The 16,636-nt window shown below is 72.9% G+C and carries 13 protein-coding genes; 4 read left to right on the forward strand and 9 right to left on the reverse strand.

Features of this window, described 5'->3' with window-relative positions:
- Nucleotides 1-9: 9 nt before the first annotated feature.
- The 6 genes from QM792_RS09490 to QM792_RS09515 form a co-directional block, all read right to left on the reverse strand.
- Nucleotides 10-516 (reverse strand): DUF4124 domain-containing protein, encoded by a 507-nt coding sequence (locus QM792_RS09490; protein ID WP_415149478.1) that lies wholly within the window; start codon nt 514-516, stop codon nt 10-12.
- 59 nt (nt 517-575) lie between these two features.
- Nucleotides 576-1,193, reverse strand: a complete 618-nt coding sequence (locus QM792_RS09495; protein ID WP_415149480.1) for an RluA family pseudouridine synthase — start codon at nt 1,191-1,193, stop codon at nt 576-578.
- The gene (locus QM792_RS09500) at nt 1,190-2,410 is read right to left on the reverse strand and encodes an MFS transporter (RefSeq protein ID WP_415149481.1); all 1,221 of its coding nucleotides are present in this window, start codon (nt 2,408-2,410) and stop codon (nt 1,190-1,192) included. The genes QM792_RS09495 and QM792_RS09500 overlap by 4 nt, the downstream gene beginning before the upstream one ends.
- Complete coding sequence (locus QM792_RS09505; protein WP_415149483.1) at nt 2,407-3,078, reverse strand: NAD(P)H-binding protein; 672 nt, start codon at nt 3,076-3,078, stop codon at nt 2,407-2,409. The genes QM792_RS09500 and QM792_RS09505 overlap by 4 nt, the downstream gene beginning before the upstream one ends.
- 16 nt (nt 3,079-3,094) lie before the next feature.
- Nucleotides 3,095-4,561, reverse strand: coding sequence for a DEAD/DEAH box helicase (locus QM792_RS09510; RefSeq protein ID WP_415149484.1), 1,467 nt, complete (start codon nt 4,559-4,561; stop codon nt 3,095-3,097).
- Between the two features lie 142 nt (nt 4,562-4,703).
- Nucleotides 4,704-5,126, reverse strand: coding sequence for a DUF4870 family protein (locus QM792_RS09515; protein ID WP_415149485.1), 423 nt, complete (start codon nt 5,124-5,126; stop codon nt 4,704-4,706).
- Between the two features lie 79 nt (nt 5,127-5,205).
- On the opposite strand from QM792_RS09515, the gene ettA reads away from it, so the two are divergent.
- The 3 genes from ettA (at nt 5,206) to QM792_RS09530 (ending at nt 11,462) form a co-directional block, all read left to right on the forward strand.
- Nucleotides 5,206-6,870, forward strand: a complete 1,665-nt coding sequence (ettA, locus tag QM792_RS09520; protein WP_415149487.1) for an energy-dependent translational throttle protein EttA — start codon at nt 5,206-5,208, stop codon at nt 6,868-6,870.
- A gap of 143 nt (nt 6,871-7,013) precedes the next feature.
- Nucleotides 7,014-8,693 (forward strand): hypothetical protein, encoded by a 1,680-nt coding sequence (locus tag QM792_RS09525; RefSeq protein WP_415149488.1) that lies wholly within the window; start codon nt 7,014-7,016, stop codon nt 8,691-8,693.
- A 69-nt stretch (nt 8,694-8,762) separates the two neighbouring features.
- Nucleotides 8,763-11,462 (forward strand): zinc-dependent metalloprotease, encoded by a 2,700-nt coding sequence (locus tag QM792_RS09530; RefSeq protein WP_415149490.1) that lies wholly within the window; start codon nt 8,763-8,765, stop codon nt 11,460-11,462.
- A 401-nt stretch (nt 11,463-11,863) separates the two neighbouring features.
- Here the strand turns inward: QM792_RS09530 and QM792_RS09535 are convergent, their stop codons facing one another.
- From QM792_RS09535 to QM792_RS09545, 3 genes are all read right to left on the reverse strand, one after another.
- On the reverse strand, nt 11,864-12,031 hold the full coding sequence (locus tag QM792_RS09535) for a hypothetical protein (protein WP_415149491.1): 168 nt from the start codon (nt 12,029-12,031) through the stop codon (nt 11,864-11,866).
- Between the two features lie 125 nt (nt 12,032-12,156).
- Complete coding sequence (locus QM792_RS09540) at nt 12,157-13,950, reverse strand: M24 family metallopeptidase (protein ID WP_415149493.1); 1,794 nt, start codon at nt 13,948-13,950, stop codon at nt 12,157-12,159.
- A gap of 9 nt (nt 13,951-13,959) precedes the next feature.
- Entirely contained in the window at nt 13,960-15,321 is a 1,362-nt protein-coding gene (locus QM792_RS09545; RefSeq protein WP_415149495.1) for a TAXI family TRAP transporter solute-binding subunit, read from the reverse strand.
- A 17-nt stretch (nt 15,322-15,338) separates the two neighbouring features.
- Here QM792_RS09545 and QM792_RS09550 point away from each other — a divergent pair, with 17 nt between their 5' ends.
- Nucleotides 15,339-16,631 (forward strand): mechanosensitive ion channel family protein, encoded by a 1,293-nt coding sequence (locus QM792_RS09550; RefSeq protein WP_415149496.1) that lies wholly within the window; start codon nt 15,339-15,341, stop codon nt 16,629-16,631.
- The last annotated feature ends 5 nt before the right edge of the window (nt 16,632-16,636 follow it).

The raw sequence follows: 16,636 nt of genomic DNA on the forward strand, positions 1-16,636 counted from the left end.
CGCCGCGGGCTACTGTCCGGCCGGCCTTCGAGCCGGCGCCACGGGGCGCGCGGGTGCGTCGACGTTGACCACCGTCGTCTTGTTGACGATACGGTCCGGCTCGCGCATCCCGCAGGCGGCGCGCATCGACGAGGCCAACGCCTCGAGCTGGGCCTTGTTGGGCTTGACCGACGAGGCCGAGACCTCGTGCTCTCGCCGGGCCCGCTTGCAGGCCGCGCTGTCGGCCAAGTCGGCCCGCACCTCGGCCGGCGAGCGTCCGGCGGCGGGCGCGGGCGCTGGCGCGGCCAGTTGCTCGCGCAGCCGCTCGTTCTCGGCCCGCAGCGTCGCTTCGCGGCTTTCGGCCGCGTCCAGCGTATTGGGGCGAACCGTCACCGCGGCGCCGGCGGCGCCGCGCGCGCAGGGCGCGTCGGAGAACTCGACCTTGCCCTGGCCGGTTTCGCAGCGGTAGATCGGCTGGGCCTGCGCGGAGGCCGCGAACAGCAGCGCGAGCGAAACGGCGGTGAATCGAAACGTCATGGCAACTCCTGGGCTCATCCCTGCACAACGCGCCCGGCGCCGATCGGGACGACCGGCGCTCACCCGAACGGCGCCGGCGACACGACGTGCAGGCTGCGCCCGTCCGCCGGATGCGCCAGGCGCAGCGCGCTGGCGTGCAGCAGCAGCCGGCCGGCCGCCTGCGCGATGGCCGGCGGCGCGTACAGCGCATCGCCGAGGATGGGGTGGCCGACCGCCGCGAGGTGCACGCGCAACTGGTGCGAGCGGCCGGTCAGCGGGCTGAGTTCGAGATGGGTGCGCTCTGCCGCGCGTTCGAGCACGCGCCAGCGCGTCAGCGAGGGTTTGCCGCGCTCGGCATCGACGATCTGGCGCGGCCGGTTCGGCCAGTCGGCGGCCAGCGGCAGGTCGATCTCGCCGCTGTCGGCGGCGACGGTGCCGGCGACGATCGCCGCATAAGTCTTCTCGACCTCGCGCTGCGCGAAGGCGCGGCTCAGGCGCCGCTGCGCCTCGATGCCGCGCGCGAACAGCACCAGGCCCGAGGTCGCCATGTCGAGCCGGTGCACCACCAGCGCGTCGGCGAATTGCGCGCGCACGCGCAGCCACAGGCAGTCGTGCAGTTCCGCCGGGCGGCCGGGCACGCTGGGCAGGCCGGCGGGCTTGTCGGCCACGACCAGCGTCTCGTCGGCGTGCAGGATCATGGCGGCGGGCCGTCTTCGACGAGCCGGTTGCGCCGCGCCAGCGCCGGGAACCACCTCGCCCACAGCACGGCGATGGCGATCGAGCCGATGCCGCCCAGCAGCACCGAGCCCACCGGCCCGAGCAGCGCGGCGGTGGCGCCCGACTCGAACTCGCCGAGCTGGTTCGACGCGCCGATGAACACCGCGTTGACCGCGCTGACGCGCCCGCGCATCGCCTCGGGCGTCTCCAGTTGCACCAGCGACTGGCGGATCACCACGCTGATCATGTCGGCCGCGCCCGAGACCGCCAGCGTGGCGATCGACAGCGCCAGCCATTGCGACAGCGCGAAGCCCGCCGTGGCCGCGCCGTAGACGGCCACGGAGGCCAGCAGCACCGTGCCGGCGCGGCGGCGGATCGGCCAGCGCGACAGCGCCAGCGCCATCGTCAGCGCGCCCACCGCCGGCGCGGCGCGCAGCAGGCCCAGCCCCCACGGGCCGGTGTGCAGGATGTCCTTGGCGAACATCGGCAGCAGCGCGGTGGCGCCGCCGAGCAGCACCGCGAACAGGTCCAGCGAGATCGCGCCCAGCACCACGCGGCGCTGGAACACGAACTGCACGCCGGCCAGCAGCGTCTGCAGCGTGGCGCGCTGCGCCGGCGCGGGCGCGTGTTCGTAGCGCAGCGCCAGCACCAGCGCGGCGGCCAGCGCGAACAGCGCGGCGCAGCTCGCGTAGACCGCGGTGGCGCCGGCCACGTAGACGAAACCGCCGATCGCCGGCCCGGCGATGATGGCCGCCTGCATGCCCGCCGACGCGAAGGCCAGCGCGCGCGGCAGCAGCGGCGCGCTGACCAGCAGCGGCGTGATCGACTGCTGCGCCGGCAACTGGAAGGCCTTGGCGCAGCCGATCGCCAGCGACAGCGCCAGCAGCAGCGCGCGGCTCGCGAAGCCGTGCGCGGCGCCGGCCATCAGCACCAGCGCGACCAGCGCCTGCGCCGCCATGCAGGCGGCCAGGATGCGCGCGCGGTGGTAGCGGTCGAGCGCGTGGCCGGCCACCAGCACCAGCGCCAGCGAGGGCAGGAACTGCACCAGCCCGACCAGGCCCAGGTCCCAGGCGCTGGCGGTCAGGTCGTACATCTGCCAGCCGACGGCGACCATCAGCATCTGGTTCGCCGCCGTGCCGGCCAGGCGCGCATACCAGAAGCGCATGAAGGCGCGCTGGCGCAGCAGCGAATCGCTCAACGGCGCAGCGCTCCGTGCATGCGCGCCGAGGCGAGGCGGTGCACGCCCGGCTTGCCGGCCAGCGTGGCGGCGATCAGCGCGGCGGCCACGTCGTCGGCCCGGATCGGCCGCACGCCGCGCGGCAGCAGCCGCGCCACCGGGCCCAGCAGCCGGCCGGCCCAGGCCTCGGCGGGGCGCTGCGGCTGGCCCAGCGCGGCGCGGTCGCCGAGCAGCAGCGAGGGCTGCGCGAAACACACCTCGTCGTAGCCGAGCGCCGCCGCGTCGGCCTCCATCTCGCCCTTGACGCGGTTGTAGAAGACGCGCGAGCCGGCGTCGGCGCCGAGCGCGGAGACGACCGCCAGCCTGCGCGCCCCGGCCTCGCGCGCGGCGCGCGCGACGGCGATCACGTGGCCGTGGTCGACCTGGCGGAAGGCGCTCTCGGAGCCGGCCGCCTTGAGGGTGGTGCCCAGCGCGATGTAGACGTCGTCGACGCGCGGCAGGCGGCGCAGGTGCGCGAAGTCGACCACGTGCAGCTCCAGCTTGGGGTGCGCCGCGATCGAGGGCGCCGCGCGGCGCAGCAGCACGTGCACGTGGGCGATGCCGGGGTGCTCCAGTAACTGCGCCAGCAGCGCGCGGCCCACCAGGCCGGTGGCGCCGGCGAGCAGCACGGTGCGAGGCGGATTCGGCATGCCCCGGAATCTACCCTCAGCGCGGCTTGGGCTGTGTCAGACGAGGCTGCGGCTTGTTGTGGGCCGGGCGCTGGCCCTCGGGACGCGCCGGCGCGCGGCCCGCGCCTTGTGCCGGCACGTGGCCGCCGTGCGCGGTGCGCGGGGCCGCCGCCTGCGGCTGGCGCGGGCGCGGGTTGCCGCCGCCACCGCCACTGCCACTACCGCCGCCGCCGCCGCCGCCGCCGCGCCCGCCGCGGCCACCGCCGCCGCCCGGCGCGTGATGCCGGTGGCTGCCGCCGCGCCCGGCGCCTTCGCCGATCACCATGCGGCCCAGCACGATGGGCTCGGGCTTCTCGCCCGCCGGCGGCGCGAAGCCAGGCACGATCTCCTTGGGGATCTCGCGCTTGATCAGCCGCTCGATGTCGCGCAGGAAGATGTTCTCGTCCACGCACACCAGCGACACCGCCTCGCCCTGGGCGCCGGCGCGGCCGGTGCGGCCGATGCGGTGCACGTAGTCCTCCGGCACGTTGGGCAGCTCGAAGTTGACGACGTGCGGCAACTGGTCGATGTCGATGCCGCGCGCGGCGATGTCGGTGGCCACCAGGCAGGTCAGCTCGCCGCTCTTGAAATCGGCCAGCGCCTTGGTGCGCGCGCCCTGGCTCTTGTTGCCGTGGATCGCCATCGCCGTGATGCCCTGCTTGTTCAGGTGCTCGGCGAGGCGGTTGGCGCCGTGTTTCATGCGCGTGAACACCAGCACCTGGTGCCAGTCGTTGCTCTTGATCAGGTGCGTCAGCAGGTCTTTCTTCAGCTCGCGGCCCACCGGGTGCACCTTCTGCGCGATGGTGTCGGCGGTCTGGTTGCGGCGCGCCACCTCGATCAGCGCCGGGCTGTTCAGCAGCCGGTCGGCCAGCGCCTTGATCTCGTCGCTGAAGGTGGCGCTGAACAGCAGGCTCTGCTTCTTCGCCGGCACGATCGCCAGCACCTTCTTGATGTCGTGGATGAAGCCCATGTCGAGCATGCGGTCGGCTTCGTCGAGCACGAAGATCTCGACGTGCGACAGGTCGAGCGTCTTCTGGCCGTGGTGGTCGAGCAGCCGGCCGGGCGTGGCGACGAGGATGTCGACGCCGCGCCGCAGCCGGTCGATCTGCGGCTGCATGCCGACGCCGCCGAACATCACCATGCTGGTCAGGCCGGTGTACTTGCCGTAGGCGCGCACGCTTTCTTCGACCTGCGCGGCGAGTTCGCGCGTCGGCGTGAGGATCAGCGCGCGAATCGGCACGCGGCCGCGCGCGTCCTTGGCGGCGGGCCTGGCGAGCAGGCGGTGCAGCATCGGCAGCGTGAAGCCGGCGGTCTTGCCGGTGCCGGTCTGCGCGCCGGCCATCAGGTCGCCGCCGGCCAGCACGGCGGGGATCGCCTGCGCCTGGATCGGGGTCGGGGTTTCGTAGCCCTGTTCGCGCACGGCGCGCAGCAGCGGCTCGGCCAGGCCGAGTTCGGTGAATTTCATTCGGAAGAGGCTCGAAGCGAGCCGTTGTCGCGACCTGCTGCGCCCGCGAGGGCGGCACCAGTCGGAAGGCGCGGGGTGCGGAAGACGAGATGTCGAGAGTCGACGAGCGCCGCGGCGACTGGTCTCGCGGCGCGGGCGGATTCTAACCGGCTTGTGCCGCGGGCATGCCCTGGCGGTCCTTCAGGCGCAGCCAGCCGCGCGCGATGCGGTAGATCGCCCAGACGCCGAGCGCGAACATGCCGACCGCCCAGGTGGCGAAGCCGACCAGCACCACCGCCAGCAGGATCGACACGCCGGCCACCAGCAGCGCCCACAGCAGCGCCCACCAGAAGGTGCGGATCTGCCAGTCGAAGTGCGATTCGAGCCAGGTGCCGCGCGCCTCGCCGCGTTTCACGTAGTTCAGGATGACCGCGATGATCGACGGCCAGCCGAACAGGAAGGAGCCCAGCACGCTGGCCGCGCCGAAGGCGCCGATCGCCAGGCCGAGCGCGTGCAGCGCGTAGACGAGGTGCACGACGTTCACCAGCGAGGGCGGGGCGTCGAGGGTGGTGATGCGGGTGTTCATGCGCGGATCATGCCATCGCCGCGCGGCGGGGATAATCCCGCCTTTGCCCCGACACCCCGAGAGCTGCGAGATCCCCCCAATGGCCCAGTACGTCTACACCATGAACCGCGTCGGCAAGATCGTGCCGCCGAAGCGGCAGATCCTGAAGGGCATCAGCCTGTCCTTCTTCCCCGGCGCGAAGATCGGCGTGCTCGGCCTGAACGGCTCGGGCAAGTCGACGCTGCTGAAGATCATGGCCGGCATCGACAAGGACATCGAGGGCGAGGCCGTGCCCATGCCCGGCCTGTCGATCGGCTACCTGCCGCAGGAGCCGCAGCTCGACCCCGAGCAGAACGTGCGCGAGGCGGTCGAGTCCGGCCTGGGCGGCGTGATGGCCGCCAAGGCGCGGCTCGAACAGGTGTACGCCGAATACGCCGAGCCGGACGCCGACTTCGACAAGCTCGCCGCCGAGCAGGCCGAGCTGGAGGCGGTGATCGCCGCGGCCGGCAGCGAGAACACCGAGCACCAGCTCGAGATCGCCGCCGACGCGCTGCGCCTGCCGCCCTGGGACGCCAAGATCGGCGTGCTCTCCGGCGGCGAGAAGCGCCGCGTGGCGCTGTGCCGGCTGCTGCTGGCCAAGCCCGACATGCTGCTGCTCGACGAGCCCACCAACCACCTCGACGCCGAATCGGTGGAGTGGCTGGAACACTTCCTGCAACGCTTCCCCGGCACGGTGGTGGCGATCACCCACGACCGCTACTTCCTCGACAACGCCGCCGAGTGGATCCTCGAACTCGACCGCGGCATGGGCATTCCCTACAAGGGCAACTACTCCGACTGGCTCGACCAGAAGGAGAAGCGCCTGGAGGTCGAGCAGAAGAAGGAGGACGCGCGCATCAAGGCGATGAAGGAGGAGCTCAAGTGGGTTCGCTCCAACGCCAAGGGCCGGCAGGCGAAGTCGAAGGCGCGCCTGGCGCGCTTCGAGGAGCTGAGCGACGTCGACTACCAGCGCCGCAACGAGACCAACGAGATCTTCATCCCGGTGGCCGAGCGGCTCGGCAACGACGTGATCGAGTTCAAGGAGGTCAGCAAGAGCTTCGGCGAGCGGCTGCTGATCGACAAGCTCAGCTTCAAGATCCCGGCCGGCGCGATCGTCGGCATCATCGGCCCGAACGGCGCCGGCAAGTCGACGCTGTTCCGCATGATCCAGGGCGTCGAGACGCCCGATTCGGGCGAGGTGCACATCGGCCAGACCGCCAGGCTGGCCTTCGTCGACCAGAGCCGCGAGAGCCTGGCGGCCGACAAGACGGTGTGGGAAGACGTCTCCGGCGGCCTGGACAACATCGTCGTCGGCCAGTTCGTGATGCCCTCGCGCGCCTATCTCGGGCGCTTCAACTTCAAGGGCAACGACCAGCAGAAGCTGGTCGGCCAGCTCTCCGGCGGCGAGCGCGGCCGGCTGCACCTGGCCAAGACGCTGGCGCGCGGCGGCAACGTGCTGCTGCTCGACGAACCCTCGAACGACCTCGACGTCGAGACGCTGCGCGCGCTGGAAGAGGCGCTGCTCGAGTTCGCCGGCTCGGCGCTGGTGATCTCGCACGACCGCTGGTTCCTCGACCGCATCTGCACGCACATCCTGGCCGCCGAGGGCGACTCGCAATGGGTCTTCTTCAACGGCAACTACCAGGAATACGAGGCCGACAAGAAGCGCCGCCTCGGCGAAGAGGGCGCCCGGCCGCACCGGCTGCGCTTCAAGGCGCTGAAGTGATCTGACGCGCGGGCCCCCACCTCGGGGGGCCGGGCCGCGCCGGCGGCCGTGCGCCCCGTGATCGTGGGTGGCCGACGGCCCCACCGCGCGAGGCGGCCGTTCCAGAATCCGCGCAACGCACGACGCTGCGCCGGACACGGAACATGCCGCAGATCCAGACCCCGCGCGCCGGAATTGGGCCGGCGCAGCCGGTGCCGCCGGCCGACCATCCCCTGGCGCGCTTCGAGCCGCTGCGGCCCGCCGAGCGCGTGTTGCTGCGCGCCTGCCGGCACGGCGACATCGCGCGCATCGGGCTGCGCCGGCCGCGCGAGGCGCTGCCCGACGTGACGCTGCGCGCCGCCTTCGTCGCCGCGCTGGCGCTGGGCGCTGCCACGCGGCGCCACGGCCGCCGCGTACAGGTGCTGGGCGCCTGGATCGAGGGCCGCCTCGACCTCGGCGACTGCGAGGTGCCGGCCAGCCTGTGGTTCTTCCGCTGCGTGTTCGACACCACGCCGCTGTTCGACGGCGCGCGGCTGCGCGGCGCGCTGGCCTTGCCCGACTGCGAGCTGCCCGGCCTGCTGGCCGAGCGCTGCCGCATCGCGCAGGACCTGGCCCTGAACGCCGGCTGCAGCATCGCCGGCGAGCTGCGGCTGGCCCAGGCGCGCATCGAGGGCGACTTCAACGGCGCGCGCCTGTCGCTGGGCGGCCACGAGGCCCCGGTGTCCGCGCGCCGCAGCCTGATGGCCGACGGCATCGAGGTCGGCGGCGACCTGCGCCTGGGCGAAGGCTTCGATGCTTCCGGCCAGGTGCGCTTCGCCGGCGCGCGCGTGCGCGGCGACTTCGTCGCCAGCGGCGCGCGCGTGCACGGCCCGCTCGACGCCGAAGGCCTGCGCGGCAGCGCGCTACTGCTCGACCGCATCGAGATCGGCGGCGACCTGCGGCTCGACCAGGGCTTCGCGGCGGCCGGCGGCGTCAGCGCCCGCCGCGCGCGCATCGGCGGCGACCTGGACTGCGGCGGCGCGGCCTTCGACCGCATCGGCGAAGCCTCCTGGGGCGAGGGCATCTCGCTGGTGCTCGACCGCGCGCGCATCGGCGGCGCGCTGCGCCTGGCGCGCCTGCAAGTGCCCTTGCAGGGCGCGTCGCTGGCCGGCGCGCGCGCCGGGGCGCTGGTCGACGACGCCAGCACCTGGGGCGAGCGGCTGGTGCTAGACGGCTTCACGTACTCGCGCTTCGGCGAGGGCGCGCCGCTCGATTCGGGCTTCCGCCTCGCGTGGCTGGAGTGCCAGCCGGCCGCGCACCTGGACGCCGACTTCCGCATGCAGCCGTGGCGGCGCGCGATGCGCGTGCTGCGCGGCATGGGCCGCTCCGCCAGCGCCGGCACGCTGGCCTGCCGGCGCGAGCAGCGCCTGCGCCGCATCGGGCGCATCGGCGAATCGCTGCCCGCCGCGCTGCGCTGGCTGGCGCGCGCGGCGCACGCCGGCTTCGGCGCGCTGGCCGGCTACGGCTGGCGGCCGCAGCGCCTCGCGGCCTGGGCTTTGCTGGCCTGGCTGGGCGCCGGCGCGTTCTTCGCCGTGGCGCAGCAGCACGGCGCGCTGGCCGCGCTGCCGGGGCCGGAGCTGCCGTTCAGCCCGTTCGCCTACGCGCTCGACCTGCTGCTGCCCGGCATCGACCTGCACGAAGCGAGCCGCTGGCAGCCGGCAGCCAGCGCCGAGCCGCCGTGGAGCGAGGCGGCGCGTGCGCTCGGCTGGGGCCTGCGGCTGTTCGGCGTGCTGGCGGCGTTGCTGCTGCTGGTGTCGCTGGCGGGCTGGGCCGATCGGGATCGTGACCGTGGGCGGCACCGCTGAACCGCGCGGGCTGCGTCAGAATCGCGCGACGCACGGCTTCGCGCCCGGCTCGCGCCCGGGTCCACGCTCATGAACCTACCGCTCCGTCTTGCCGCACTGACCTCTCTGGCCTCGGCGCTGGCCGGCTGCGCCGCGCCCGGGCCGGCCACCACGGCGGCGGCCACGCCTGCCGCCCAGGCCGCGGCACCGGCCGCCAGCGCGGCTTCGGCGCCGGCCGGCGCGGCCTCCGCGCTCGCCGCCACCCCGCCGCGCCCCGACGCCGCCGCGCCGAAACCCTTCGCCGAGGTGATCAAGGATGCCAAGCAGCAGCCGGGTTTCTTCCCGGTCTGGCGCAAGGACGAGAAGGTCTGGCTGGAGATCCCGGCCGAGCGGCTCGGCCAGCCTTTCCTGCTGTCGGCCAACGTGTCGGAGTCGATCGGGGAGCGCGGCCTGTACGGCAGCCAGATGGGGCCCTCGTGGCTGGCGGCGTTCCGGCGCGTCAACAACCAGATCCAGCTCGTTGCGCTGAACAGCGAGTACACCGCCACCTCGCCGGCGATGAAGACCACGGTGGCGCAGGCCTTCTCGGCCAGCCTGCTGGCCGCCGGCGCGGTGGCCAGCGCGCCGCACCCCGAGCGCAAGTCGGTGCTGGTCGACGCCGGCTTCCTGATCGCCGACCTGCCCAACTACTCGATGGCCATCGAGCGCGCATTCCGCATGAGCTACGGACTGGACCGCGCCAATTCGTCGATCGAGAAGGCGCGTGTCGTCGACGACATGACGACGCTGAACCTGCGCATGCACTTCGCGACCGCGCGGCTGCCGCTGCCGCCGCTCGCGCCGCCGCCGCCGAACACGCCGGTGCCGACGCCGCCCAAGGTGCTGCCCGACGCGCGCAGCATGTTCGTCGGCATGGTCTACAGCTTCACCCGGCTGCCCGAGACGCCGATGGCGCCGCGCGAGGCCGATCCGCGCGTCGGCCACTTCACCGACACGGTGACCGACCTCACCACCGACTTGCAGCCCAACCCGAAGCGCTTCCTCGTCAACCGCTGGCGGCTGGAGAAGGCCGACCCGGCCGCGGCGCTGTCGGAGCCCCGGCAGCCCATCGTCTTCTGGCTCGACAAGAACATCCCGCCGCTGTACCGCCAGGCCGTCACCGAAGGCATCCTGGAGTGGAACAAGGCCTTCGAGCGCATCGGTTTCAAGAACGCGGTCGTGGCCCGGCAGCAGGGCGACGACGACGACTTCGACACGCTGGACGCGCGCCACGCCTCGATCCGCTGGTTCGTCGGCTCGGACGTGGGCTTCGCTCGCGGCCCGAGCCAGACCGACCCGCGCAGCGGCGAGATCATCGACGCCGACATCGCGATGAGCGACGTGTTCGGCCGCGGCGCGCGGCGCTTCCGCGTCGAGACCGTGGGCGGCGCGCTGGCCGAGGCGCCGCACCCGCACCACCATCACGACGGGCGCGCCTGCGACTACGCCGACCGGGTGGCCGCCGAATTCGGCTTCGCGCTCGACCTGCTGGCCGCGCGCGGCGAGATCGCCACCGACGGCCCCGAGGCCGAGGCCTTCGCCAAGTCGGTGGTGCGCGACACCATCATGCACGAGGTCGGCCACACACTGGGCCTGACGCACAACTTCAAGGCCTCGACCGTCTACACCCGCGCGCAGTTGCAGGACAAGGACTTCACCGAGAAGCACGGCATCTCCGGCTCGGTGATGGACTACAACGCCTACAACCTCGCCGTCGCCGGCGAGCGCCAGGGCAGCCTGAACAACACCACGCTCGGGCCCTACGACTACTGGGCCATCGAGTACGCCTACAAGCCGATCGGGCCGGCCGACGAGAAGGCCGAGCTGGCGCGCATCGCCGGCCGCAGCGCCGGCGACCCGCTGCTGGCCTTCGCCAACGACCCCGACACCGGCGGCAGCGCGGCCAACGACGGCATCGACCCGCTGGTGAACCGCTTCGACCTCGGCGACGACCCGCTGGCCTACTACCGCAAGCGCCTGCAGCTCTCGCGCGAGCTGTGGCAGCGCGAGCAGGCGCGCACGCCGCAGCCGGGCGAAGACCCGAACCGCCAGCGCCGCGTGCTGGTCTCGGGCTTCACCGCGCTGCGCGACTCGCCGGCGCTGGTGGGCAAGTACGTCGGCGGCATGTACACCGCGCGCACGGTGCCGGGCGAGAAGACGCCGGCCTTCGTGCCGGTGGAGCCGGCCAAGCAGCGCGAGGCGCTGCAGTTCCTCACCACCAGCCTGTTCTCGGCCGACAGCTTCCGCTTCAGGCCGGAGTTCCTGGCCAGCCTCGCGCCCGACTACCGCGAGTGGGATCGCGCCGGGCTGGTCAGCATTCCGGCCGCGGTGCAGCAGTTGCAGGGTGTCGCGCTCGACCGGCTGATGAGCCCGGGCACGGCGTCGCGCCTGCTCGACCTGCCGCTGTTCGTGCCCGAGAAGGATCGCCGCGGGCTGATCTCGCTGCACGAGGTCTACGCCACGCTGCAAGGCGCGGTGTGGAGCGAGCTGAAGCAGGGCGGCGAGATCGACCGCCTGCGCCGCACGCTGCAGCGCGAGCACCTCAAGCGCGTGCAGTCATTGCTGGTGCGCGTCAACACGCCGCTGCCGGCCGATGCACAAAGCCTGCTGCGCGCCAACGCCGTCGCGCTGCGCGACGACATCCGCCGCGCGCTGGCGGGCCGGCGTTGGAACGTGGATGCGCGGGCGCACCTCCAGGAGAGCCTGGCGCAGTTGGAGCAGGCGCTGGGGGCGGGGATGTTGCGGAGCTAGATGCTTCATCTGATGGGCTGGAGCGACAAAGGGCCGTCCGGGGCGCCCGCGCCGCGAGCGCCCCGGACGGCCCTTTGCTGAACCAGCGGTGGCATGCCACCTGTTCGCATGCCACCCCTGGTTCAGCGCGGCAGGCGCGGCCCCGTGGGGGCGATTTGGGGGCGGCGAGAAGCGCAGGCGCCGGGGTCGGCGCGCGTACTCGCGCGCTTCGTCCTCATGCTCGTCGCGGGTGTTTGAGCGCAGCGGGCAAGGCCCGCGCAGCGAGTTCCGCGACGCGACCCTGGTGTCGAGCATCGCAGCGAAGTCGGTGCGCAGCACCGACCGCCACCGCATGAGCCCCCACGGGGCCGCGCCTGCCGCGCCGCTCCACGCCACGCCCGCACCATGCACCACGCGGAAACTCACTGCACCCGCCGCACAGCCGCCTCCCCGGCATCGTTGTGCGCCACCGGCACGCTGGCCGCCGGCGCGGCGGCGGGCGCATCCTCGAACAGCATGCTTCCGATCGCGGCGGTGCCGCCAGCCAGCAGGCAGAAGGTCAGCGCGGCGCAGAAGAGGCGGTCGATCATGTTCGGCTCCTTGGAGTGTGGCGACGACGTGTCGCGTTGGAAGGCACTCTAGGAGCCGCGCCGCCGCGCCGCGAGCGCTTTGCGACGGGCTGCGCAAAAGCGGGGATGAACCGCGCCTGGGTCGCTCAGATCGGCGCGGTGCGCTCGCGCAGCCAGTCGAGCGCCGCGCCCGTCACCAGCGGCTCGATGCGCTCGCGCACCGTCGCGTGGTAGGCGTTGAGCCAGTCGATCTCGTCGGCGCGCAGCAGCGAGCGCTCGACCAGGCGCGTGTCTATCGGGCACAACGTGAGCGTCTCGAAGGCGAGGAACTCGCCGAACTCGCTGGCGCCGGCCGGCACGTTGAGCACCAGGTTCTCGATGCGGATGCCCCACTGCCCGGGCCGGTACAGGCCCGGCTCGATGCTGGTGACCATGCCCGGCTCCATCGCCATGTGGGCGTCGGGCGCGGCCTTGGAGATGCTCTGCGGGCCTTCGTGCACGTTCAGGAAGTAGCCCACGCCGTGGCCGGTGCCGTGGCCGTATTCGAGGCGCTGCTCCCACAGCGGCGCGCGGGCGATGGCGTCCAGCATGGGTGAGAGCGTGCCGCGCGGGAAGACGGTGCGCGACAGCGCCATCGTGCCCTTGAGCACCAGCGTGTAGTCGCGCTTGTGCGCCGCGCCGACGCTGCCGATCGGCCAGACGCGCGTGATGTCGGTGGTGCCGCCGAGGTACTGGCCGCCGGAGTCGATCAGCAGCAGGCCGTCGCCCTCGATGACGGCGTGCGACTGCGGCGTCGCCCGGTAGTGCGGCATCGCGCCGTTGGCGTTGAAGCCGGCGATGGTGGAAAAGCTCAGGCCCGCGAAGCCCGGCCGCCGGGCGCGCGCGGCGCCGAGCCGCTCGTCGATGGTCAGCTCGGTGATGCGCTCCTTGCCGAGCGCGGCCTCGAACCAGGCGTAGAACTCGCACATCGCGGCGCCGTCCTGGCGCATCGCCTCGCGGATGAAGGCGGCTTCGGCGTCGCTCTTGCGGCTTTTCAGCAGCGTGCTCGGGTTGATCGCCTCGATGACCGGCCCCTTCACGCGCTCGCGCAGCCCCAGCGTCACGCGCTTCGGGTCGACCAGCAGCGTGGCGCCGGTCGGCAGCGCGGCCAGCGCGGTGGCCGCGTCGGCATAGGGCGCGAGCGCGATGCCGTCGGCGGCCAGCGCCGCCTTCAGCGCCGCGTCGACCTTGCCCGCGCCGACGAACAGCGTCGCGCCCGACGGCGCGATCAGCAGGTGGGCCAGGAACACCGGGTTGTATTCGACGTCCGCGCCGCGCAGGTTGAGCGCCCAGGCGACGTCGTCCACCGTGCTGACCAGGTGGTGCGTGGCGCCGTGGCGCGCCATCGCCTCGCGCACCTGCGCGAGCTTGGCGGCGCGCGGCAGCGGCGCCTCGGGGGCGCGGTGTTCGTACACCGGCGCGGCGGGCAGGGCGGGGCGCTCGGGCCAGACATCGGCGAGCAGGTCGAGGTCGGTGCGCAGCGTCGCGCCGGCCCGGTCGAGCGCGGCGCGCAGTTGCTGCGCCGCGGCCAGGCCGAGCACCGCGCCGTCGACCGCCACGCCGTCGCCGGCTTTCAGCTCGCGCGCCAGCCACTCGATGTGGTGGCTCGCGGTGGCGGTGGGGATCTTCACCAGCGCGATGCCGCTGCCGGCGAGTTCGGCCTCGGCCTGCACCCAGTAGCGGCTGTCGGCGAACAGCGCGGCCTTGTCGCGCGTGACCACCAGCGTGCCCATCGAGCCGCTGAAGCCCGACAGCCACTGCCGCCCCTGCCAGTGCTCGGGCAGGTACTCCGACAGGTGCGGGTCGGCCGAAGGCACGAGCAGCGCCGCCAGGCCGTGCCGGGCCAGCGCGCGCTGGGTGGTCGCGATGCGTTCGCGGTGCGGCGAGGTGCGGGTGTCCATCGGCCGATTCTAGGTTTGGGAGGCCTTGCCCTGCAGGCGGCGGCGCACCATGTGGATGTTGGCGCGCAGCGCGTACAGCTCGTCGGCATACGACAGCGGCACGCTGATGCGGCCGGCGCGCTCTTCCAGCTTGTCCAGCTCGGCCAGCAGTTCACCGGACGGCCGCTCGGGCGCGGCTTCCTCCAGCCGGCGCAACTGCCCGTACCAGCGGAAGATGCGCGAGCGCACGCGCAGGGCGTACAGCGGCGGCACGACGCGCGACAGCGGGATCAGGATGGCGATGATGGACACCAGCACCACCCACATGCGGTCGATCAGGTTGGCCAGCCAGAACGGCAGGTAGCGCTGCAGGAAGGGCGGCCCGCTGCGGTAGAAGCGCTCGGCCTCGGGCGCCAGCGTGCGTTCGGTGTTCTCTATCGACGGGAACGCGCCCTTGCGCTGGAACCAGCCCGGCCCACCGTGGATCTGCCGCGCCGCCTGCACGAACAACTGCACCAGCGCCGGATGCAGCGACTCCTTGGCCACCAGCGTGGCGGTGGGCGCGATCATGCGGATGTTGGCCGGCGGCAGGTCGCGCGCCAGGTCGACCACGCCGCGCGGCAGCGTCACCGCGCTGAGGAAGGGAAAGCGGCGCGAGTAGGCCTCGGCCTGCGGGAAGTCGAACAGCCGGATGCCCGGCGTCTGCAACAGCATCTGCACCAGCGGCGATTCGGGCGCCGAGGCGAACACCAGCGCGTCGAGTTCGCCGTCGAGCAGCGCGACGACGGCCGGCGTCGAGGGGCGCTCGAAGAGCTTCAGCGCGCCGGGCTCGATGCGGTTGGCTTCGAGCAGCCGCCCGACCAGGTTGGGCACGCCGCTACCGGGCGCGCCGACGTTGAGCGTCCAGTCGCCCGGCCGCGCCATGTCGGCCAGCGATTCCAGCGCCGGCTTGCCGATCGCGCGCCGCGCCGAGGCCTCGCGATAGAACAGCCACACCGGCTCGTAGAACAGGCTGCCGAGCGAGACCAGCCCGGCGTTGGCCGCATCGGCGTCGGCGCTGCTGGCGTGCTGGACGTCGGCGCCGCCCTGCACGAAGGCGAGGTCGACGCCGGAGTCCTCGTCGCGCAGCAGTTGCAGGTTCTCGGCCGCGCCGGCGGTGCCGCGCAGCTCGACGCGGATGCCGTGCCGCGCCAGCAGCGCCGCGTAGCGCTTGCCGAACTCGGCATACGCGCCCTGCTCGGCGCCGGTGGCCAGCACCACCTTCTTGGGCGGGTTCGGGTCGAGCAGCTTGTAGGCCAGCAGCAGCAGCACGAGCGCGAGCAGGATGAACGGTCCCGCGGTGGCGAGCAGGTCGCGCATCGACAGCAGCGTGTGGCGCAGGGCTTGAGGCATGGCCGTACGATAGCGCCATGACCCGCACGCTCGATACCACCGAACTCTCCGACCTGCTCTCGCACCTGACGCGGCCCACCGCGCTGGCCGAACTCGGCGTGCTGGCCGGCTGCCTGGTGCTGGCCTGGGCGCTGGCGCGGCTGGTGCGCGGGCGCGTCGCCGCGGTCGATTCGATCTGGCTCGGCGACCACGTCATCGACGGCGTGCTGTTCCCGGTGCTCGCGCTGGCGCTGGCCTACTGCGCGCGGCTGCTGCTGGCGGGCGCGCTGCCCATCGCGGTGTTCCGCGTCGCCATCCCGATCCTGCTGTCGCTGGTGGTGATCCGCCTGGCGGTGCGCGTGCTGAGCGTCACCTTCCCGAACGCGCCCGTGGTGCGCATCATCGAGCGCACCGTGTCGTGGGTCGCCTGGCTGGCGGTGGCCTTGTGGATCACCGGCGTGCTGCCGCTGCTGATGGAGGCGATGGACGAGATCCGCTGGAAGGTCGGCGGCGCGCAGATCACGCTGCTCAGCGCGGTCGAGGGCACGCTGACCGCCGGCCTGGTGATGGTGGTGGCGCTGTGGATCTCGGCGGCGATCGAGAAGCAACTGCTGCGCGGCACCGGCGACAACCTTTCGCTGCGCAAGATCGCCGCCAACCTGGTGCGCTCGCTGCTGCTGTTCATCGGGCTGCTGCTGGCGCTGTCGGCGGTGGGCATCGACCTGACGGCGCTGTCGGTGCTGGGCGGGGCGCTCGGCGTCGGCCTGGGCTTCGGCCTGCAGAAGATCGCGGCCAACTACGTCAGCGGCTTCGTGATCCTGGCCGAGCGCTCGCTGCGCATCGGCGACATGGTGCGCATCGACAGCTTCGAGGGCCGCGTCTCCGACATCCGCACGCGCTACACCGTGATCCGCGCGCTGTCGGGCCGCGAGGCCATCGTGCCCAACGAGATGCTGATCACGCAGCGCGTCGAGAACCTGTCGCTGGCCGACCTGAAGATCTCGCTGAACACCACCGTGCAGGTGGCCTACGGCACCGACGTGCGCGCCTTGCAGGCCAAGGTGGTCGAGGTGGTGAAGGGCGTGCGGCGCGTGCTGGAGCAGCCGTCGCCCTCGTGCCTGCTCGCCGAGTTCGCCGCCGACGGCATGAACCTGAACATCGGTTTCTGGATCGCCGACCCCGAGAACGGCCAGGGCGGCGTGCGCTCCGAAGTCAACCTCGCGGTGCTGGACCTGTTCGAGCGCGAGGGCATCGAGATCCCGTTCCCGCAGCGCGTGATGCGCCATGTCGGCCCCGACCCGGCGGCGGCGGGCCCGGTCGGCGGAAGCTGAGCGGC

The organism is Piscinibacter sp. (genome assembly GCF_047600445.1).
GTDB lineage: Bacteria > Pseudomonadota > Gammaproteobacteria > Burkholderiales > Burkholderiaceae_C > Piscinibacter.